22 protein-coding genes are annotated in these 20,995 nt (G+C 56.0%); 16 read left to right on the top strand and 6 right to left on the bottom strand.

What is annotated here, in order from left to right:
* Positions 1–2: 2 nt before the first annotated feature.
* The 3 genes from AC2FAJ_RS21140 to AC2FAJ_RS21150 all read right to left on the bottom strand — a co-directional run bounded on the left by AC2FAJ_RS21140 (position 3) and on the right by AC2FAJ_RS21150 (position 3,672).
* Positions 3–1,418 (bottom strand): YlbE family protein, encoded by a 1,416-nt coding sequence (locus AC2FAJ_RS21140; RefSeq protein WP_485454493.1) that lies wholly within the window; start codon positions 1,416–1,418, stop codon positions 3–5.
* A complete protein-coding gene (gene fdrA, locus AC2FAJ_RS21145) occupies positions 1,418–2,959 on the bottom strand; it encodes an acyl-CoA synthetase FdrA (protein WP_485454494.1) in 1,542 nt (513 codons plus the stop codon). The genes AC2FAJ_RS21140 and fdrA overlap by 1 nt, the downstream gene beginning before the upstream one ends.
* Positions 2,960–3,066: 107 nt before the next feature.
* A complete protein-coding gene (locus AC2FAJ_RS21150; protein ID WP_485454495.1) occupies positions 3,067–3,672 on the bottom strand; it encodes an ankyrin repeat domain-containing protein in 606 nt (201 codons plus the stop codon).
* Between the two features lie 319 nt (positions 3,673–3,991).
* Between AC2FAJ_RS21150 and AC2FAJ_RS21155 the strand changes: the two genes are divergently transcribed.
* The gene (locus AC2FAJ_RS21155; protein ID WP_028014168.1) at positions 3,992–4,921 is read left to right on the top strand and encodes a LysR substrate-binding domain-containing protein; all 930 of its coding nucleotides are present in this window, start codon (positions 3,992–3,994) and stop codon (positions 4,919–4,921) included.
* Here AC2FAJ_RS21155 and AC2FAJ_RS21160 read toward each other — a convergent pair.
* A complete protein-coding gene (locus AC2FAJ_RS21160; RefSeq protein WP_032644909.1) occupies positions 4,918–5,076 on the bottom strand; it encodes a YqaE/Pmp3 family membrane protein in 159 nt (52 codons plus the stop codon). The genes AC2FAJ_RS21155 and AC2FAJ_RS21160 overlap by 4 nt on opposite strands.
* A 179-nt stretch (positions 5,077–5,255) precedes the next feature.
* Between AC2FAJ_RS21160 and AC2FAJ_RS21165 the strand changes: the two genes are divergently transcribed.
* Together AC2FAJ_RS21165 and AC2FAJ_RS21170 are read left to right on the top strand one after the other, a co-directional pair.
* Complete coding sequence (locus tag AC2FAJ_RS21165) at positions 5,256–5,777, top strand: rhodanese family protein (protein ID WP_028014169.1); 522 nt, start codon at positions 5,256–5,258, stop codon at positions 5,775–5,777.
* A 79-nt stretch (positions 5,778–5,856) separates the two neighbouring features.
* On the top strand, positions 5,857–6,036 hold the full coding sequence (locus tag AC2FAJ_RS21170; RefSeq protein ID WP_028014170.1) for a hypothetical protein: 180 nt from the start codon (positions 5,857–5,859) through the stop codon (positions 6,034–6,036).
* Positions 6,037–6,074: 38 nt separating this feature from the next.
* Here the strand turns inward: AC2FAJ_RS21170 and stpA are convergent, their stop codons facing one another.
* Positions 6,075–6,479: a DNA-binding protein StpA gene (stpA, locus tag AC2FAJ_RS21175; RefSeq protein ID WP_041908535.1), complete on the bottom strand. Its 405-nt coding sequence runs from the start codon at positions 6,477–6,479 to the stop codon at positions 6,075–6,077.
* A gap of 493 nt (positions 6,480–6,972) precedes the next feature.
* Here stpA and alaE point away from each other — a divergent pair, with 493 nt between their 5' ends.
* Entirely contained in the window at positions 6,973–7,422 is a 450-nt protein-coding gene (gene alaE / locus AC2FAJ_RS21180; protein ID WP_028014172.1) for an L-alanine exporter AlaE, read from the top strand.
* A gap of 32 nt (positions 7,423–7,454) precedes the next feature.
* On the opposite strand, the gene AC2FAJ_RS21185 is transcribed toward alaE, so the two are convergent.
* Entirely contained in the window at positions 7,455–7,799 is a 345-nt protein-coding gene (locus AC2FAJ_RS21185) for a DUF2002 family protein (protein ID WP_023308923.1), read from the bottom strand.
* A gap of 160 nt (positions 7,800–7,959) precedes the next feature.
* Between AC2FAJ_RS21185 and AC2FAJ_RS21190 the strand changes: the two genes are divergently transcribed.
* The 12 genes from AC2FAJ_RS21190 (at position 7,960) to emrB (ending at position 20,927) form a co-directional block, all read left to right on the top strand.
* A complete protein-coding gene (locus AC2FAJ_RS21190) occupies positions 7,960–8,286 on the top strand; it encodes an ElaB/YgaM/YqjD family protein (RefSeq protein ID WP_023308924.1) in 327 nt (108 codons plus the stop codon).
* 243 nt (positions 8,287–8,529) lie between these two features.
* Positions 8,530–8,769, top strand: coding sequence for a glutaredoxin-like protein NrdH (gene nrdH, locus AC2FAJ_RS21195; protein WP_041908533.1), 240 nt, complete (start codon positions 8,530–8,532; stop codon positions 8,767–8,769).
* Positions 8,766–9,176 carry a class Ib ribonucleoside-diphosphate reductase assembly flavoprotein NrdI gene (nrdI, locus tag AC2FAJ_RS21200; protein WP_045260890.1) on the top strand — a complete coding sequence of 137 codons (411 nt, stop codon included), beginning with the start codon at positions 8,766–8,768 and terminating at the stop codon, positions 9,174–9,176. The genes nrdH and nrdI overlap by 4 nt, the downstream gene beginning before the upstream one ends.
* Entirely contained in the window at positions 9,149–11,293 is a 2,145-nt protein-coding gene (gene nrdE, locus AC2FAJ_RS21205) for a class 1b ribonucleoside-diphosphate reductase subunit alpha (RefSeq protein WP_485454496.1), read from the top strand. The genes nrdI and nrdE overlap by 28 nt, the downstream gene beginning before the upstream one ends.
* A gap of 9 nt (positions 11,294–11,302) precedes the next feature.
* Positions 11,303–12,262 (top strand): class 1b ribonucleoside-diphosphate reductase subunit beta, encoded by a 960-nt coding sequence (gene nrdF / locus AC2FAJ_RS21210; RefSeq protein WP_485454497.1) that lies wholly within the window; start codon positions 11,303–11,305, stop codon positions 12,260–12,262.
* Between the two features lie 332 nt (positions 12,263–12,594).
* Entirely contained in the window at positions 12,595–13,797 is a 1,203-nt protein-coding gene (proV, locus tag AC2FAJ_RS21215; protein WP_028014177.1) for a glycine betaine/L-proline ABC transporter ATP-binding protein ProV, read from the top strand.
* Positions 13,790–14,854, top strand: coding sequence for a glycine betaine/L-proline ABC transporter permease ProW (gene proW / locus AC2FAJ_RS21220; protein ID WP_280030193.1), 1,065 nt, complete (start codon positions 13,790–13,792; stop codon positions 14,852–14,854). The genes proV and proW overlap by 8 nt, the downstream gene beginning before the upstream one ends.
* Before the next feature lie 9 nt (positions 14,855–14,863).
* Positions 14,864–15,859 (top strand): glycine betaine/L-proline ABC transporter substrate-binding protein ProX, encoded by a 996-nt coding sequence (gene proX / locus AC2FAJ_RS21225; RefSeq protein WP_447087591.1) that lies wholly within the window; start codon positions 14,864–14,866, stop codon positions 15,857–15,859.
* A 172-nt stretch (positions 15,860–16,031) separates the two neighbouring features.
* Positions 16,032–17,216, top strand: coding sequence for an MFS transporter (locus tag AC2FAJ_RS21230; RefSeq protein ID WP_028014180.1), 1,185 nt, complete (start codon positions 16,032–16,034; stop codon positions 17,214–17,216).
* Between the two features lie 315 nt (positions 17,217–17,531).
* The gene (mprA, locus tag AC2FAJ_RS21235; protein WP_041911975.1) at positions 17,532–18,062 is read left to right on the top strand and encodes a transcriptional repressor MprA; all 531 of its coding nucleotides are present in this window, start codon (positions 17,532–17,534) and stop codon (positions 18,060–18,062) included.
* 128 nt (positions 18,063–18,190) lie between these two features.
* Positions 18,191–19,363, top strand: a complete 1,173-nt coding sequence (gene emrA, locus AC2FAJ_RS21240) for a multidrug efflux MFS transporter periplasmic adaptor subunit EmrA (RefSeq protein WP_021241959.1) — start codon at positions 18,191–18,193, stop codon at positions 19,361–19,363.
* A 16-nt stretch (positions 19,364–19,379) separates the two neighbouring features.
* On the top strand, positions 19,380–20,927 hold the full coding sequence (gene emrB, locus AC2FAJ_RS21245; protein ID WP_028014182.1) for a multidrug efflux MFS transporter permease subunit EmrB: 1,548 nt from the start codon (positions 19,380–19,382) through the stop codon (positions 20,925–20,927).
* Positions 20,928–20,995: the final 68 nt, after the last annotated feature.

Raw genomic sequence — 20,995 nt, forward strand, 5'->3', positions numbered from 1 at the left:
CCTTATAGAACGTAGCGATCGCGGAAGGTCAACAGCGCCTTTTCAAAACAGCTAAACGGCGGGTGAACGATGCCCGCCCCAATCATGCCGATACCCGCGTCTTTGTGGGCAATGGCGGTGTTGATCACCGGCAGAATGCCGCTGCCCGCCACTCTGGTGATGTCGATGGCGGTTGGAATGCCCATAAACGACAGCAGCGGAATGGTGACGTTCGGGTTCTCGCCGAGGGTGATCTCGCGCATCTGGCGCGAGAAGTCGATGGCTTCCTCCACCGTGCCGCCCACCAGCGCAACGATGGCCGGTGCCGTCGCCATCGCAAAGCCGCCGATGCCGTAGGTTTCGGTGATGGCGCTGTCGCCAATATCCAGTCCGGAGTCTTCCGGCTTGTAGCCCGCGAACATCGGGCCAATCACCTGCTGCGCCGGGCCGGTGAACCACTGCCCCGGCAGGCCGGAAACGCTCAGGCCGAACTCGTAGCCGTTGCGCGCCATGGTGGTAACCACGGTGCTGTATTCAATGCCGTGAGCGGCATCCAGCGCGGCTTTACACATCGCCATCCACGTCGGGCCGGAGAAGTAGTCGCTGCTGGCGACAAACTCGAACACCTCACGCTGCTGCTCCACCGGATAGCCCGCCTGAATCAGCCCCGGCGTCAGCGCCTGGATCAGCAGCGTGGTGCCGGCGTTGTTGCGGTTGTGGCACTCGTCGCCCATGTGCAGCGCCTGGGCCAGCATCAGGCGCAGGTCGATTTCGCCGATGATATTCATCGCGTCGCGCAGCATCGGGCCGAGCACGTCGCGCATCCAGTTCAGGCGGTCGATCACGCTCTGGTCGTTAGCGCCCATACGCAGGATCTTCGCCATCTGCTCGCTGAGGTTGGTGAAGGCGCGGTTGCCGTAGGTTTTGTTTTCAACAATGTGCATAAACATTGACGCGGAGGTGACGCCCGCCATGGAGCCCACGCAGTCGTGCTCGTGGCACGGCGAGAAGGTGATCTCCCCGGAAGCCGCCAGCCTTGCGGCATCCTCCAGATCCGTCGCCAGCCCTTCAAATACCAGCGCCCCGGTAACCGCGCCCTTCATCGCGCCGCACATGTTTTCCCATGCGACGGGCGGACCGGCGTGCAGAATGGTGGTGCGGGTCATGCCCGGCACTACGTTAATTGCCTGGTCATAGCCCACCAGCACCGGGTGAGACTGGATGATGCGCTCAAGGGCGATTTTGTTCGCGGCGGCGATCTTCTCCGCCAGCGGTTTCTCTGCCAGCTGGTCGAGCGCTTCTACCACCTGCATGTTGCCCTGCCCCGGCGGCGTCCAGTCGAGCTGGGTCACGGGAACGTGCTGCTTTTTGAGGTCGTCGCTGAACATCGCAATGCCGACGTTAATGACGTTAAGCGGCTGGTTGAATAAAGTGGTCATTATGCTTTCTCCCCTTTGCAGACAAATTCGCGTGCCAGTAATCCGGTATTGGTGCTGCTGCTGGCCCAGATGACGCCTGCGTCGGTCAGCATCTGGCACTGCTGCGCCAGCGACTGCGGATCCTGATCGGTGCCGAGCACGTATCCGAGGATCTCAAGCGGACGGTTATCGGCCTTCGCGATGGCCTGCGCCTCTTTGATCGCCTCGATCATCACCCCTACCGGATCCTCGTGCGCGCCGAAGCCGAGCACGAAGTCCATGACGATAACGCCCACCTGCGGATCGCGCGCCTCCTGCAGCAGGCGGCTGATGCGGTTGGTCGGGTCGATCATCGGGTGCGGTTTGCCGTTGGTGAAGTCGTCGTCACCGAAGTCCAGGAAGGTGTGGGCCTGGCTGACGCTGATGTCCTTCAGGCGCTTAGCCGGATCCGGCTGGATATTGCTCCAGACATCGTCGAACTTCTCCAGCGCGGCAAACATCGCCTCGTCGCACAGGGTGCCGCCGCAGAACAGGCCGCGAATGTACTTCTGCTGGGGGGTCAGGCGGGCGCGCACCTCTTCAATCAAAGGCCAGTTGAGCGGATGCAGATCCAGGGACTCTTTTTTAATGCCGGTAAGCAGCACCGCCTTCAGCGCCGCTTCTTTGGTGCCACGCGCAAACTGCAGGCCGTCTTCATCGGCGGGCGGTTCGCTACGGCCGAGGAAGCAAACAACCACCGGCTTGCGGCAGGCTCTGGCGCGGGCCAGCACCTTTTCTGCCACGGCAGGAGCCGCTGGTTTGGAGATGAGCGCAATCACCCGGGTGCCCTCATCCGCCTCAAGCATGTCGATGGCGTCGAGCATCATCAGGCCGCCGATTTTTTCGCTGAGATCGCGCCCGCCGGTGCCAATCAGCTGCGACACGCCGCCGCCGAACTCGTGAATGCGCACGCTCAGCTCCTGGCTGCCGGTGCCGGAGGCGCCAACAATCCCAATCGGCCCGCGACGCACCGCGTTGGCGAAGCACAGCCCCGCACCGTTGATGATGGCGGTTCCGCAGTCAGGCCCCATCATCAGCAGCCCTTTCTCATGCGCCAGCTGCTTCAGCGCCAGCTCGTCGTCGAGCGACACGTTATCGGAGAACAGCATGACGTTAAGATCGTTTTCCAGCGCCTGACGCGCTTCGCGGGCGGCAAAGGTGCCGTTGACGGAAATGACCGCCAGGTTGCTGTCCGGGCGATGAGTTTTGGCGCTGGCAATCGTCGCGTAGCGTGCTTCATGGGTGCCGCTGCTCGCTTTATGTGTAAATAAAGCTTCTATTTCCGCCAGCGTTTCATCGTTCGCCGCGTCGCCTTTAATCACGATCATCAGGTCGCCATTTTTGGCTTCCGCTAATTCCGGCGTGAGCAGCCCGAGATTTTTCAGAACGCCTTTATTCATTTCCGTCGCCATTGCCACAAACGCCTGTTCGACGCCCGGCAATTTATTGGCTTTGGTGGAAACCGACATTAAGGAAACCGAATCGAAATACGTTTTCTTTTTTATGACGATTTTGGTTGGCATTGTTTTCTCCTGAATAAGGATAAAAGGGGGCCGCCGTCGCGCAGAATGCACGTCGGTAAAAATACTGTTTGAATTAACGGCCAGCCGGACGTGGCTGGCCAAATGCGTTATGCGCCCGCCGCCAGCAGCAGGTCGGCTATTGCATCGAAGCCTTTTTCCCGCGCCAGTTCGAGCGGGGTTTTACCGTATTTATCGGTCATGTGCGGGTTCGCGCCGTGATCCAACAGCAGCTTCACAATTTCCTGCTGCTTTGCGCCGCCGTCATTCAGCACGATGGCTTCCAGCAGCGGCGTCCAGCCGACAAAGTTAGTGTGGTTGACGTTAATATCGGTTTTTTCCAGCAGCTTGCGCACGATTTCAACGTGGCCTTTTTCACTGGCAGGGGTTATGCCCACGCCGCCGAAGCGCGTCAGACGGTCGAGATCCGGATTCGCCGGAAGAACGATGCGCAGCAGGGTTAAATCATTGGTCAGGCAGCTTATCAGGAAGGGGTTAAAACAGGTCTGGTCCTGTTTATCAATATCCGCGCCGGCGGCAATTAAAAATTCCACGCAGGCATAATGCTTTTTCAGGCTGGCAATAATAATGGCGGTTCTTTTCTGGCGGTTGGTGGCGTTAATATCCACGCCGTTATCCAGGCAGGCTTTTAGCGCGTCGATGTTGCCCTCTTCTGCCGCCAGCAGAAATTCCGTAACGAGTGCGTTTGCAGACATATTCAGTCTCCCAATGTTTCACTTCTGATGACCTGAGAATAGCAACAGCCTGGTCACAAAAGAATCCGCTTAAAAATGATTCATCGACACGCAATTCATTGTTGAGTTAAATTCAACAGTCAGGCTAAAACGTGCGTCTGTGCAACCTTTTTCTTATGGTTTACCGCTTTTTAACGCCTCAGGCAGCATTATCCTTATGGCTGTAAAAGCCTTGCAGGACGTGGCCCCGCGTAAATAGTCAGAACTGTGACACACTTCAAATATGATGTAACGGCGCTGTTAAAATATGTTCAAAACTGATGGCTGAGGATGCTGTGATATGAATTCCATCTTTACCGAAGAGAACCTGCTGGCCTTCACCACCGCGGCACGCTTCGGCAGCTTCAGTAAAGCCGCCGCCGAGCTGGGTGTGACGACCTCCGCCATTAGCTACACCATTAAGCGCATGGAGACCGGGCTGGACGTGGTGCTGTTTGTGCGCAACACGCGCAGCATCGAACTGACGGAGTCCGGGTTTTATTTTTACCGTAAGGCCACCGATCTGTTGAACGACTTCCACGCCATCAAGCGCGGGATTGATACCATTTCGCAGGGCATCGAGGCGCGAGTGCGCATCTGCATTAATCAGCTCTTGTATACGCCGCGCCATACCGCGCGTTTGCTGCAGGTGCTGAAAAAGCAGTTTCCCACCTGCCAGATCACGGTGACGACCGAGGTGTATAACGGCGTATGGGATTCGATCATCAACAATCAGGCCAACATCGCGATTGGCGCGCCGGATACGCTGCTGGACGGCGGCGGGATTGATTACACCGAAATTGGTGCCATTCGCTGGGTGTTTGCCATCGCGCCGGAACATCCCCTCGCCTTTGTTCCCGAACCGATAGCGGAGAGCCAGTTGCGCCTGTACCCCAACATCATGGTGGAAGATACCGCGCATACCATCAACAAGAAGGTCGGCTGGCTGCTGCACGGGCAGGAGGCGATTCTGGTGCCGGATTTCAACACCAAGTGCCAGTGCCAGATTCTGGGGGAAGGGATTGGCTTTTTGCCGGAATACATGGCAAGAGAAGCGATGGAAGACGGTCTGCTCATCACGCGGCGTATTAACAATCCGCGTCAGGACTCGCGCATGCTGCTCGCCACGCAGCATGCGGCGACCGGCCAGGTGACGCGCTGGATCAAACAGCAGTTTGGCCCGGAAGGCGTATTAACCGGTATATACAGTGATTTACTGTGGCGTGCTTAGTTTTTCGTCTGCACCCAAAACGCGTGGATAAGGCCCGGGAAGTAACCCAGGATGGTCAGAAGGATGTTCAGAATAAACGCCCAGCCCAGTCCCTTGCCAAGCAGCACGCCCAGCGGCGGGAGAATAATCGTAAAAACAACGCGCCAAAAACCCATAATCACTCCGTGCAAGCTAACCAATTGAAAATTAAAAAGAGACATTTCTCTAAGCATAGCCAGTTTACGGGTTACTGCCATTCGTCTCTCGCGCTTTTACCTGCCTTTACCCTCTTTACACTGGCTTAAGCCCTTCCTTAAATGTTCTACTACTCATAAATTGACCGTAAGGAAACACCATGTCTCTTTCTCTTATTTCGCCACAGCAGGCGAACGCGCTTATTAAAGAAGGCGCAAAACTGATTGATATTCGCGATCCCGATGAGTATGCCCGCGAGCATATTCCGGCAGCACGCTCCATACCGCTGGATTCTTTACCCGGCGGGCTCAACGCTGCCCCTGGTGAAACGGTGATTTTCCACTGTCAGTCCGGGACACGGACATCAAACAATGCTGCGCGACTTGCGCAGGCAGCGTTGCCGGCTCAGGCCTTCGTGGTTGAGGGGGGCATTCAGGGCTGGAAGCAGGCCGGGCTGCTGACCGTTGAAGATAAATCCCAGCCGCTCCCGCTGATGCGGCAGGTACAAATTGCCGCCGGGCTGCTGATCCTCTGCGGCGTGGTGCTGGGTTATAGCGTCTCCAGCGGCTTTTTCCTGCTGAGCGGTTTCGTCGGTGCCGGGCTGCTGTTCGCCGGTGTGACAGGTTTTTGCGGTATGGCACGGTTGCTGAAAGTGATGCCGTGGAACCGTCATACCTCATAAGCAGTAATCAATGAATTACGCTGTACCCGGCATCAGACGTCGGCTAAGGTGAAGATCGCTAAAACGATGAGGAGGTTATATGTTTTCTGTCGGTGATTATGTGCAACCGCTTAAAGGCGGCCCAAAGCTGAAAGTGCTCGAAGTGAACGGTGAAAACGTGGTGGCGGTACAGGCCAGCAATGAACAAGGCGAGAAATATACGCTGAAAGCGGCCGATTTGGCGCCGTATACCGAAGAAGGTGATTTCGGCGTCTGCTGAACAGACAACCGGGCGGCTTGTTCCGCCCGGTCCACGTATTAGATCAGAAAATCATCCAGTGATTTACCCTCTGCCAGCGCGCTGGCAATAGGCTTCGGCGTGCGGCCCTGGCCGGTCCACGTTTTTTCTTCACCGTTCTGGTCAATAAAGCGATATTTCGCTTCACGCGGTTTACGCTTTTTAGTCGGTTTACCCGCCTGCGCCAGTTCTGAACCCAGCAGGTCAGTCGGAGAAATACCATCGGCTTTCATCAGTTCCAGCAGGGTATTAATTTTTTCCTGCTGTTCAGCGCGCTGCTGCTCTAATTCCGCCAGCTCATTGCGTTTTTCTTCAGTAACGACCCTGACCTTTTCCAGCATTTCCTCAAGAACGTCCAGGGTTAATTCTCGCGCCATCGCGCGCAGGGTTCGGATATTATTAAGATTCTGTAACGTCAAAGACATATTATTGAAAACCTTTTCTTTGGGGTAAATAGATAAATCGCCCCAAGAATAATTCATTTCAGTTGAAATATCTACCCAAGGATCCAAACGGGCATAAATGTAAATATATTTAAATATCGCCGTTAATAATAGCGCATAGCATTGGCGGGAAACACGTAGATCTAATCACTGAATCAATATAAATGGTCAACTTTAATCCAAATCACAGCATACTGCGCTCTCATCAGGGGAGTGGATTTCTGCGTCAAAAGCAAAACACATAAGACATTGATTTATATAAGCAAAACATTTGATGAGACAGATTATAACGAACCGGATAAAAAACAACCAATTTTAGAGAATTTTGTGGACAAAAGGCGAGTAAATAAAAATTAATCACTAGTTGTTAGTTCAAACATAGAGATATACGCTATACACCTCAAACAAACCAACCTAAAGCACTAGCCGCTGAAGGAAAACCGATTCCACTGCGTTCTTCTCAAGGAGTTCAGACATGTTCTCGCCGCAATCTCGCCTGCGCCACGCGGTGGCGGATACTTTCGCGATGGTTGTCTACTGTTCCGTTGTGAACATGCTGATTGAAATATTCCTCTCCGGAATGACCTTCGAGCAGTCACTTTCTTCTCGTCTGGTGGCGATCCCGGTCAATATTATTATCGCATGGCCTTACGGGCTATACCGCGATGCCGTTATGCGTTTCGCGCGCCGCATCAGCCCGGCGGGCTGGATGAAAAATCTTGCCGACGTGCTGGCGTACGTCACGTTCCAGTCGCCGGTCTACGTGGCTATTCTCCTGACAGTGGGCGCGGACTGGCACCAGATTGCCGCAGCGGTCAGTTCGAATATCGTGGTATCAATGCTGATGGGTGCGGTATACGGCTATTTCCTCGACTACTGCCGCCGCCTGTTTAAGGTCAGCCAGTATGGCCAGGTAAAAGCGTAATGTGAAGCGACTGGCGAAAGCCAGTCGCAGATTTACTGTACGTCGCCAAACAGTCCCTTTAGAAACCGCTCCAGCGCCATACGCGAACTGAAACCGTGCGGAATACCATAATGCTCATGCCGTTCACCGCCTAAATAGAGCGGAAATTGCTGATAGTGGTCGCAGGTTTTAATATCCGAGGCAGGCTCAGCAAATGACAGACTTCTGTCTTTCAGCGTCGGGTGAATAATGAGAGCGGTACGTCCCATCCTGGCTTCACGATTAACATAAACATAATTCTCGCCGCGGCGATATCCATACGCTTTTGGCGTCACCTCATCCATGGTGAATCCCTCTTTTTCAAGAACGCGTGCCACCTCGTCAGGTCGTAAATACATATCTTTTCCTCGTTATCTTTTCCTGCCCGGCAACCTTACAGTAATCAGCATTAGCAGGGCTTTCAGAATAGTCCATAAACTGGCGGATAACGCGTGACGCGCTTCAGATATTAAATTTCTGAACTAAACTAAACGGGAACACAAAATTACGGAGGATCGTATGTTTAACAGACCGAACCGAAACGATATTAACGACGACGCGCAGGATATTCGTAATGATGTCAGCCAATTAGCGGACACGCTTGAGGAAGTGCTGAAATCCTGGGGATCGGATGCGAAGGATGAAGCAGATGCTGCGAAACGTAAGGCTCAGTCTCTGCTCCGTGAAACCCGCGCCCGTATGAACGGACGTTCACGCGCTACGCAGGCGGCCTGCGACATGGCAAGCTGTGCTACGACCTTCGTACGTGAAAAACCACTGTGTACGCTGGGAACCGTCGCGGCGGTCGGCATTTTTGTCGGAGCCCTGCTCAGCCTGCGTAAGTAAGCCCGCATTCTCAACCCCGGTAGCCTCAGGCGCCGGGGCTTTTTTATGCCTGTAAGCCTGAAAAACCCGTACAGCCCGCCCTGCCCCGCTGTGCTCATCACCAGGGCAATACTAATCTGAATTTCCCATATCTTGTATGGTTGAATCTTTTCTCAACTACATCTAGTATTCCCTTAAGAAAGACACACACTCTATGACGCGTTAACTCGCGCCGTTTTCTCATTCTAAATGGAAATACGAATCATGAGCATTATTATTTACACTCGTAACGATTGTGTTCAGTGCCACGCCACCAAACGGGCGATGGAGAGCCGCGGCGTGGCGTTTGAGATGGTAAATATCGACCTGGTGCCCGATGCCGCGGATACCCTGCGCGAACAGGGATTTCGTCAGCTTCCGGTAGTGGTTGCCGGTGATACCAGCTGGTCTGGCTTTCGCCCGGACATGATTAACCGCCTGAGCGCTCAGGCCACGCGTGCATGAGTGGGCTGGTCTTCTTCTCCAGCAGCTCAGAAAACACGCTGCGCTTTATTGAGCGCCTCGGGCTGCCTGCGGTGCGTATTCCGCTCAATGAGCGGGAGCGCATTCAGGTAGACGAACCTTACATTCTGGTGGTGCCCAGCTATGGCGGCGGCGGTACGGCAGGAGCAGTACCTCGCCAGGTGATCCGCTTTCTGAACGATCCTCATAACCGGGTACTGATTCGGGGCGTGATCGCGGCGGGCAATCGTAATTTTGGCGATGCCTTTGGCCGCGCCGGGGATGTCATCTCTCGAAAATGCGGCGTGCCGTATCTCTATCGTTTTGAACTGATGGGGACACAGCAGGACGTAGAAAACGTGCGTAAAGGAGTGAACGAATTTTGGCAACGACAACCGCAGAACGGGTAATTCAGGCGACGCCGGACTACCACGCATTAAACGCGATGCTTAACCTCTATGACCGGGAGGGGCGCATTCAGTTTGGCAAAGATCGCGAGGCGGTAGAGGCTTTTTTCGCCGCCCACGTGCGGCCCAACAGCGTGACGTTTTCAAGCCAGAATGAACGTCTCGACTATCTGGTTAACGAGGGCTACTACGAGGAGCGCGTCCTGGCCCGCTACGATCGTCCCTTCGTGGTAAGACTGTTTGAACGTGCGCACGCCAGCGGTTTTCGCTTCCAGACGTTTCTTGGCGCATGGAAGTATTACACCAGCTACACCCTGAAAACCTTCGACGGCAAACGCTACCTGGAAAGCTTTGAAGATCGCACCGTGATGGTGGCCCTGACGCTGGCCCAGGGCGATGAAGCGCTGGCTGAACGGCTGACGGAGGAGATCCTCTCCGGCCGCTTCCAGCCCGCCACGCCGACGTTTCTCAACTGTGGTAAAGCCCAGCGCGGCGAGCTGGTCTCCTGCTTCCTGCTGCGCATCGAAGACAATATGGAGTCGATTGGCCGTGCGGTGAACTCGGCGCTGCAGCTTTCCAAACGCGGCGGCGGCGTGGCGTTTCTGCTCTCGAACCTGCGGGAAGCGGGCGCGCCGATCAAGCGCATCGAAAACCAATCCTCCGGCGTGATCCCGGTGATGAAGATGCTGGAAGATGCCTTCTCCTACGCCAACCAGCTTGGCGCACGCCAGGGGGCGGGGGCGGTTTACCTGCACGCGCACCACCCGGATATTCTGCGGTTTCTGGATACCAAACGCGAAAATGCCGACGAAAAAATCCGTATCAAAACCCTGTCGCTGGGGGTGGTGATCCCGGATATCACGTTTAAGCTGGCCAAAGAGAATGCCGACATGGCGCTCTTCTCGCCGTATGACGTGGAGCGGATCTACGGCAAAGCGTTTGGCGACGTGGCGATAAGCGAGCTTTATGACGAGCTGGTTGCAGACGATCGCATCCGCAAGAAATACATCAACGCCCGCGATTTCTTCCAGACGCTTGCGGAAATTCAGTTTGAATCCGGCTATCCGTACATCATGTACGAGGATACGGTAAACCGCGCCAATCCGATTGCCGGGCGCATCAACATGAGCAACCTGTGCTCGGAAATTTTGCAGGTCAACAGCGCCTCCGCTTACGACGAAAACCTGGACTACGCGGAGATCGGCAAAGATATCTCCTGCAACCTCGGCTCGCTGAATATTGCCCACACCATGGATTCGCCAGATTTTGGCCGCACGGTGGAGACTGCCGTTCGCGGGCTGACGGCGGTATCGGACATGAGCCACATCCGCAGCGTACCGTCCATCGAGGCGGGCAACGCCGCATCGCACGCCATCGGCCTGGGGCAGATGAACCTGCACGGCTATCTGGCACGGGAAGGCATCGCCTACGGCAGCCCGGAAGGGCTGGATTTCACGAATCTCTATTTCTACACCGTCACCTGGCATGCGCTGCATACCTCAATGATGCTGGCGCGCGAGCGCAACCAGCGGTTCGCAGGCTTTGAGCAGTCGCGCTACGCCAGCGGGGCGTATTTCAGCCAGTATCTGGAAGGCGACTGGCAGCCGAAAACCGAAAAAGTGCGCGCGCTGTTTGACCGCGCCGGCATTACCCTGCCGACGCGCGAGATGTGGCAGCAGTTGCGCGACGACGTGATGCGCTACGGCATTTATAACCAGAACCTGCAGGCGGTGCCGCCAACCGGTTCGATTTCCTACATCAACCACGCCACGTCGAGCATTCACCCGATCGTGTCGAAGATTGAAATTCGTAAGGAAGGCAAAACCGGACGCGTCTACTACCCTGCCCCGTTTATGACCAATGAGAACCTGGCGCTGTACCAGGACGCGTACGAGATCGGCCCGGAAAAAATCATTGATACCTACGCCGAGGCCACGAAGCACGTGGACCAGGGGCTGTCGCTGACGCTCTTCTTCCCGGACACCGCCACCACGCGGGATATCAACAAAGCGCAGATTTACGCCTGGAAGAAAGGCATCAAAACGCTGTACTACATTCGCCTGCGCCAGCTTGCGCTGGAAGGCACCGAAATCGAAGGCTGCGTGTCCTGCGCGCTGTAAGGAGAAAGGATGAAACTGTCACGCGTGAGTGCCGTTAACTGGAACAAGATTCAGGACGATAAAGACCTGGAGGTGTGGAACCGCCTGACCAGCAACTTCTGGCTGCCGGAAAAGGTGCCGCTCTCCAATGATATTCCAGCCTGGCAGACGCTGAGCCACGCCGAACAGCAGCTGACGATCCGCGTCTTTACCGGCCTGACGCTGCTGGACACCATTCAGAATACCGTCGGTGCACCCGCTCTGATGAGCGACGCGCTGACGCCGCACGAAGAGGCGGTGATGTCGAATATCAGCTTTATGGAGGCGGTGCATGCCCGCTCCTACAGCTCGATTTTCTCGACGCTGTGCCAGACCAAAGACGTGGACGCGGCCTACGCCTGGAGCGAAGAGAGCGCGTCATTGCAGCGCAAGGCGGAGCTGGTGCTGGAGTATTACCGCGCCGACGAGCCGCTGAAGAAGAAGATCGCCAGCGTGTTCCTGGAATCCTTCCTCTTCTATTCCGGCTTCTGGCTGCCCATGTACTGGTCGAGCCGGGGCAAGCTCACCAACACCGCCGATTTGATTCGCCTCATTATCCGTGACGAGGCGGTGCACGGGTATTACATCGGCTATAAGTATCAGAAAGGGCTGGAGACAGTCAGCCCGGAAAAACGCGAGGAACTCAAAGGTTTCGCCCTCGATTTACTGATGGATCTGTATGACAACGAGTTGAGCTATACCGAAGAGCTGTACGCCGGAACGGGCTGGGAAGAGGACGTGAAAGCGTTTCTCTGCTACAACGCGAACAAAGCGCTGATGAACCTGGGCTACGACGCGCTTTTCCCGCCGGAGATGGCGGAGGTAAACCCGGCGATCCTCGCGGCGCTGTCGCCCAATGCGGACGAAAACCACGATTTCTTCTCCGGGTCCGGATCGTCGTACGTGATGGGTAAAGCGGTGGAGACAGAAGATGAGGACTGGGATTTTTAATGTATGAATTAACGTTCATTAATTAAATATAAATCTCATTATTTCCACACCACTATTTCACCAGGCACTACACTGTAATTTCCCCGTCATATTCTCCTGAATCACACCGATTCAGGCGAATTTCCCGACGCAGCAGCAAAAAATTGAGAAAAATTCAAACCGCCCTCAGCCCTTTATTCATGGGAAATTCAGCCGTTTCGCTTGCAGCAAAATTCCGGCATCAGGCCAAGTCAGGGTTGTCTCAGATTCTCAGTATGTTAGGGTTATGCCCGTTAACAATTTACCATGGTAATCATATCGACATAAACAAATAACAGGACACTCTCTATTGCATGGCAATTAAATTAGAAGTGAAAAATCTTTATAAAATATTTGGCGAGCACCCGCAGCGCGCATTCAAATATATTGAGAAAGGCCTTTCGAAAGAGCAAATTCTGGAAAAAACCGGGCTGTCGCTTGGCGTTAAAGACGCCAGTCTGGCCATTGAAGAAGGCGAGATTTTTGTCATCATGGGGTTATCCGGTTCGGGTAAATCCACTATGGTTCGCCTTCTCAATCGCCTGATTGAACCCACCCGCGGACAGGTGCTGATTGACGGCGTGGATATCGCCAGAATCTCAGACGCAGAACTCCGCGAGGTGCGCAGAAAGAAGATCGCAATGGTGTTTCAGTCATTCGCGCTGATGCCGCATATGACGGTGCTCGATAATACCGCCTTCGGTATGGAATTAGCCGGCACGCCTGCTCAGGAACGTCAGGAAAAAGCCCTGGATGCTTTGCGTCAGGTTGGGCTGGAAAATTACGCTCATGCCTACCCGGACGAGCTTTCGGGCGGGATGCGTCAGCGCGTCGGATTAGCCCGCGCGTTAGCCATTAATCCAGACATATTATTAATGGATGAAGCCTTCTCCGCCCTCGATCCTTTAATTCGCACCGAGATGCAGGATGAGCTGGTAAAATTACAGGCCAAACACCAGCGCACCATTGTCTTTATTTCTCACGATCTCGATGAAGCCATGCGTATTGGCGACCGCATTGCCATTATGCAAAATGGCGAAGTGGTGCAGGTCGGCACGCCGGATGAAATTCTGAATAATCCGGCGAATGATTACGTGCGCACCTTCTTCCGCGGCGTGGATATTAGCCAGGTATTTAGCGCGAAAGATATTGCCCGCCGAACGCCAAACGGCATTATTCGAAAAACGCCAGGCTTCGGCCCGCGCTCCGCGCTGAAGCTGTTGCAGGATGAAGACCGTGAATACGGTTATCTGGTTGAACGCGGCAATAAATTTGTCGGCGTTGTCTCCATCGACTCTCTGAAAAACGCCCTGAGCGAAAACCAGGGAATCGATGCGGCGTTGATTGACGCTCCACTTGCCGTGGATGCCGAAACGCCGCTCAGCGAGTTGCTCTCTCACGTGGGTCAGGCGCCTTGCGCCGTGCCGGTTGTCGGTGAAGAACAACAGTACGTTGGCATCATCTCAAAACGGATGCTGCTACAGGCTTTAGATCGCGAGGGGGCAAACAATGGCTGATCAATCAAACCCATGGGGTACCACTGAAGCTGCGGACAGCGCGGCGCAATCTGCCGATGCGTGGGGTTCCACGCCCGCACCTGCCGACGGCGGCGGCGCGGCGGACTGGCTCAACAGCGCACCCGCGCCTGCGCCAGAGCATTTCAATATTATGGATCCGTTCCACAAGACGCTGATCCCGCTGGACAGCTGGGTGACGGAGGGGATCGACTGGGTCGTTACCCATTTCCGCCCGGTGTTCCAGGGGATCCGCATCCCGGTGGATTACATCCTGAACGGCTTCCAGCAGCTGATGCTGGGCATGCCGGCGCCCGTGGCGATAATCCTGTTCTCGCTGATCGCGTGGCAGTTCGGTAGCGCGGGTATGGGCGTCGCCACGCTGATCTCCCTGATTGCCATCGGCGCGATTGGCGCGTGGTCTCAGGCGATGATTACCCTGGCGCTGGTGCTGACCGCCCTCCTCTTCTGCATTGTCATCGGCCTGCCGATGGGGATCTGGCTGGCGCGCAGCCCGCGGGCGGCGAAGATTATTCGTCCCCTGCTGGATGCGATGCAGACCACCCCGGCGTTCGTCTATCTGGTGCCTATCGTGATGCTGTTCGGCATCGGTAACGTGCCGGGCGTGGTGGTGACCATTATCTTCGCCCTGCCGCCAATTATTCGCCTGACTATCCTGGGCATTAACCAGGTGCCTGCGGATCTGATTGAGGCCTCGCGCTCGTTCGGCGCCAGCCCGCGTCAGATGCTGTTTAAGGTTCAGCTTCCGCTGGCGATGCCGACCATTATGGCGGGCGTTAACCAGACGCTGATGCTGGCGCTGTCCATGGTGGTGATCGCCTCGATGATCGCCGTTGGCGGTCTCGGCCAGATGGTGCTGCGCGGTATTGGCCGTCTCGACATGGGGCTGGCGACCGTCGGCGGCGTCGGGATTGTGATCCTCGCCATTATCCTTGACCGCCTGACCCAGGCTGTCGGTCGTGATTCACGCAGTCGCGGCAACCGTCGCTGGTACACCACCGGCCCTGTCGGGTTACTGACCCGCCCATTTAGAAAATAAGGAACAACGATGCGACATAACGTACTTTTTGCCACAGCGTTTGCCACCCTTGTCTCCACCAGCGCGTTTGCCGCTGACCTGCCGGGCAAAGGCATTACCGTGCAGCCGGTGCAAAGCACCATTTCGGAAGAGTCCTTCCAGACGCAGCTCGTCAGCCGCGCGCTGGAGAAGCTGGGCTATACGGTCAACACGCCGAGCGAAGTGGATTACAACGTGGGCTACACCTCGATTGCCTCCGGTGACGCCACCTTTACCGCAGTGAACTGGCAGCCGCTGCACGACGACATGTATGCCGCCGCCGGTGGTGACAAGAAATTCTACCGCGAAGGCACCTTCGTGACGGGCGCAGCGCAGGGGTATCTGATCGACAAGAAAACCGCCGACCAGTACCACATCACCAATATTGAACAGCTGAAAGATCCGAAGATCGCCAGACTGTTCGACACCAACGGTGACGGTAAAGCCGACATGATGGGCTGCTCGCCGGGCTGGGGCTGTGAAGCGGTGATTAACCACCAGAACAAAGCCTTCGATCTGGCGAAAACCGTCGACGTGAGCCACGGCAACTACTCCGCGATGATGGCCGATACCATTGCCCGCTTTAAGGAAGGCAAGCCGGTGATCTACTACACCTGGACGCCATACTGGGTGAGCGACGTGCTGAAGCCGGGTAAAGACGTGGTGTGGCTGCAGGTGCCCTTCTCCTCCCTGCCGGGCGAGCAGAAAGATATCGACACCAAACTGCCGAACGGCATGAACTATGGCTTCCCGGTGAACACCATGCACATCGTGGCGAACAAAGCCTGGGCGGAGAAAAACCCGGCTGCGGCGAAGCTGTTCTCGGTGATGAAGCTGCCGCTGGCGGACATCAACGCCCAGAATGCGATGATGCATGCGGGCAAATCCTCTGAGGCGGATGTCAAAGGCCACGTGGATGGCTGGATCAAAGCCCACCAGCAGCAGTTTGATGGCTGGGTGAAAGAGGCGCTTGCGGCGCAGAAGTAAAAACACAACACAACCTTACCCCTCACCCCGGACCGTACACCCCTCTGGGGAGAGGGTTAGGGTGAGGCGATTAACCGCACAAACACACACATAACAATCCCCCAACATTCACAATCATTAGCTATTATGGTTTCCGGAAAAATAATCACTTAACTCACGATTCCTGAAACTAATGACAAAAACATCTCAGGGGCTTAGCCCCGCACTCATCCTTTTAATGTCCGTGGCAACGGGTCTGGCAGTCGCCAGCAACTATTACGCACAACCTCTGCTTGATACTATCGCGCGCGCCTTTGATCTCTCAGCCAGCTCCGCCGGCTTTATCGTCACCGCTGCGCAGCTAGGCTATGCGGCAGGGCTGCTGTTCCTGGTGCCATTGGGCGATATGTTTGAGCGCCGGATGCTTATCGTCTCTATGACGCTTCTGGCGGCAGGCGGCATGCTGATCACCGCCAGCAGCCAGTCGCTGACGATGATGATCGTCGGTACCGCGCTAACGGGGCTTTTCTCCGTCGTCGCGCAAATCCTGGTGCCTCTCGCCGCAACGCTCGCCTCGCCGGAAAAACGCGGCAAAGTGGTCGGCACTATCATGAGCGGCCTGCTGCTGGGCATTCTGCTGGCGCGAACCGTTGCCGGGCTGCTGGCAAGCCTCGGCGGCTGGCGCACCGTTTACTGGGTGGCGAGCGTATTGATGGTGGTGATGGCGCTGGCGCTGTGGCGCGGGCTGCCGAAGGTGAAGCAGGAGAACCACCTGAATTACCCGCAGCTTCTGGCCTCCGTGTTTAGCCTGTTCACGCAGGATAAACTGCTGCGCACCCGCGCTCTGCTGGGGTGTTTAACCTTCGCCAACTTCAGCATTCTCTGGACGTCGATGGCGTTTCTGCTGGCAGCACCGCCGTTCAATTATTCCGAAGGGGTGATTGGTCTGTTCGGTCTGGCCGGTGCTGCCGGTGCACTGGGCGCTCGCCCGGCAGGCGGGCTGGCTGATAAAGGCAAATCGCACATGACCACGACAGCCGGACTGATTTTGCTCCTGCTCTCCTGGGCGGCCATCTGGTATGGGCACGTCTCGGTGCTGGCGCTGATCGTCGGTATTCTGGTGCTCGATCTCACCGTACAGGGTGTGCACATCACCAACCAGACCGTGATTTACCGCGTGAAGCCCGAGGCGCGTAACCGCCTCACGGCCGGATACATGACCAGCTACTTCATTGGTGGTGCGGCGGGTTCGTTAATATCAGCGTCGGCGTGGCAGCATGCCGGCTGGTCAGGTGTGTGCGGGATAGGGGCACTCGTCGCCGCGCTTAACCTGGTTGTATGGTGGCGCGGCTATCATCGTCAGGAAGCAATTCATTAAGTTTTACATTGCTTTGGGCCTCTTAGGGTGTAAAGGGGCCCGGCAGTCTGTTAATGTAAACGTAATCATTTATCCCAAAAATTTTAATGTGGGTGACATATCTACAATTGGCATGAATAGTTCAGACCCCCGTCCCCACATCCTCTCTTCAGCGGGTTTATACCCTACGCTTTCTGTGCTCACCGGGTCACGGACTTACCCGGCGCTCTTTGATGGTGGCATTCGTTTGGCGGATATAACCGCACAAATAATTCATTTACATTATTTGTCACCATCGTTACTATATCGGCTGTAATTAATGAGGTTATGCCCAAAATGGATAGTTCGTTTACGCCCATTGAACAAATGCTTAAATTCCGCGCCAGTCGTCATGAGGACTTCCCGTATCAGGAAATCCTGTTGACCCGCCTGTGCATGCACATGCAGGGTAAGCTACTGGAAAATCGTAATAAAATGCTGAAAGCTCAAGGGATTAACGAGACGTTGTTTATGGCGTTGATTACGCTGGAGTCTCAGGAAAACCATAGCATTCAGCCTTCTGAGCTGAGCTGCGCGCTGGGATCGTCCCGTACCAATGCGACCCGTATTGCCGATGAGCTGGAAAAGCGCGGCTGGATTGAGCGCCGTGAAAGCGATAACGATCGCCGCTGCCTGCATCTGCAATTGACCGATAAAGGTCACCAGTTCCTGCGTGAGGTGCTGCCACCTCAGCACAATTGCCTGCACAAACTCTGGTCTGCCCTCAGTACTTCCGAGCGCGACCAGCTTGAGCACATCACTCGCAAGCTGCTCACCCGTCTGGACCAGATGGATGAAGAAGGCGCTGTTCTTGAGGCGCTGCGCTAACGCGACGACACGCTCAACAATCCAGATTTATATAAGAAAACCGACAGGCCAGCACGTCACACTGCTGGCCTTTCTGACAACAGGTCGGCTCAGCCGATGTGAAAATAAGAAGATCGTGGAGAACAACAATGAGCGCAAATGCGGAGAGCACTACCCCGCAGCAACCGGCCAATAAGAAAGGCAAACGTAAAAGTGCCCTTCTTCTGTTGACCTTGCTCTTTATTATTATTGCCGTGGCATATGGGATCTATTGGTTTTTAGTATTGCGTCATGCAGAAGAGACTGACGACGCATACGTGGCAGGGAACCAGGTACAGATTATGGCGCAGGTGTCGGGCAGCGTGACGAAAGTCTGGGCTGACAATACCGACTTTGTGCAAAAAGGCGATGTGTTGGTGACCCTCGATCCAACCGACGCCCAGCAGGCATTTGAGAAAGCCCAGACCGCGCTGGCCTCCAGCGTCCGTCAGACCCGCCAGCTGATGATCAACAGTAAACAGCTGCAGGCCAACATCGACGTGCAGAAAACCGCACTCGCGCAGGCGCAGAGCGACCTGAATCGCCGTGTACCGCTCGGCACGGCCAACCTGATTGGCCGTGAAGAGCTGCAGCACGCCCGCGACGCCGTCGCCAGCGCTCAGGCACAGCTGGATGTGGCCATTCAACAGTACAACGCCAACCAGGCGATGGTGCTCGGCACCAGCCTCGAAAACCAGCCCGCCGTACAACAGGCGGCGACTGAAGTACGCAACGCATGGCTTGCCCTGCAGCGTACCAAAATCGTCAGCCCGATGACCGGCTACGTCTCCCGCCGTTCCGTCCAGCCAGGGGCGCAGATTAGCCCGACCACGCCGCTGATGGCGGTCGTGCCGGCAGACAACCTGTGGGTAGACGCCAACTTTAAAGAGACGCAGCTCGCCCATATGCGTATCGGCCAGACCGCAACCGTGGTCAGCGACATCTATGGCGATGACGTGAAGTACACCGGGAAAGTGGTGGGTCTGGATATGGGGACCGGCAGCGCCTTCTCCCTGCTGCCTGCGCAAAACGCCACCGGTAACTGGATTAAAGTGGTTCAGCGTCTGCCCGTGCGTATCGAGCTGGATGCCAAACAGCTGGCGGATCACCCGCTGCGTATCGGCCTCTCCACGCTTGTGACGGTCGATACCGCCAACCGCGACGGTCAGATCCTGGCAAGCCAGGTGCGTAGCAGCCCGGTTTATGAAAGTAACGCCCGTGAAATTAGCCTCGATCCGGTCAACAAACTGATCGATGACATCGTGAAGGCAAACGCCGGTTAATCCGAAGGTGAGCGTTATGCAACAGCAAAAGCCGCAAAAACCGCTGGAAGGCGCGCAGCTGGTCATTATGACCATTGCGCTGTCGCTGGCGACATTCATGCAGGTGCTGGACTCCACCATCGCAAACGTGGCGATCCCAACCATCGCCGGCAACCTTGGCTCGTCGCTGAGCCAGGGGACCTGGGTCATTACTTCGTTTGGGGTGGCAAACGCCATCTCCATCCCTATCACCGGCTGGCTGGCGAAGCGCGTCGGTGAGGTGAAGCTGTTCCTCTGGTCCACGGTAGCGTTTGTTCTTGCCTCCTGGGCGTGCGGCATGTCCAGCAGCCTGACGATGCTGATTTTCTTCCGCGTCATTCAGGGGATTGTCGCCGGGCCGCTGATCCCGCTGTCGCAGAGTTTGCTGCTGAGCAACTACCCCCCAGCAAAACGTTCGGTCGCGCTGGCGCTATGGTCAATGACCGTTATCGTCGCGCCTATCTGCGGACCGATTCTGGGCGGGTACATCAGCGATAACTACCACTGGGGCTGGATCTTCTTTATCAACGTACCGATTGGCGCCGTCGTGGTATTGATGACGCTGCAGTCGCTGCGGGGACGAGAGACGCGCACCGAACAGCGCCGTATCGACAGCATCGGGCTGGCGCTGCTGATCCTGGGTATCGGCAGTCTGCAGATCATGCTCGACCGCGGTAAAGAGCTCGACTGGTTCAACTCGCAGGAGATCATCATCTTGACCATTGTCGCGGTGGTATCGATAAGCTTCCTGATTGTCTGGGAGCTGACGGACGACAACCCGATTGTCGATCTCTCGCTCTTCAAATCGCGAAACTTCACCATCGGCTGCCTGTGTATCAGCCTCGCCTATATGCTCTACTTCGGCGCGATTGTTCTGCTGCCGCAGCTGTTGCAGGAGGTGTATGGCTATACCGCGACCTGGGCGGGTCTGGCCTCAGCGCCCGTTGGGGTGATCCCGGTTCTGCTGTCGCCGATTATTGGCCGCTTCGCCCACAAGCTCGACATGCGTCGGCTGGTGACGTTCAGCTTCATTATGTACGCCGTGTGCTTCTACTGGCGCGCGTATACCTTTGAGCCGGGAATGGACTTTGGCGCCTCGGCGTGGCCGCAGTTCATTCAGGGCTTTGCGGTGGCGTGCTTCTTTATGCCGCTGACCACCATTACGCTCTCTGGCCTGCCGCCTGAGCGTCTGGCGGCGGCATCAAGTCTGTCGAACTTCACCCGTACGCTAGCGGGTTCCATCGGGACGTCGATCACCACCACCCTGTGGACCAACCGTGAATCGATGCACCATGCCCAGCTGACCGAAGCGGTGAACCCGTACAATCCGAATGCCCAGCAGATGTACAGTCAGCTTCAGGGCATGGGGATGACGGAGCAGCAGGCATCCGGCTGGATTGCCCAGCAGATCACCAACCAGGGGCTGATTATCTCGGCAAACGAGATTTTCTGGATATCAGCGGGGATCTTCATCGTCCTGCTGGGGCTGGTGTGGTTTGCCAGACCGCCGTTTGGCGCCGGTGGCGGCGGCGGAGGGGCGCACTAATTCGCGTTGTCCAGAACGCGACAGCGAATGTCAGTTTCGATAAAGCAGCGCTCCTGAAATCAATTCAC

The sequence above is a fragment of the Enterobacter cloacae complex sp. 385G4 genome, assembly GCF_057320665.1.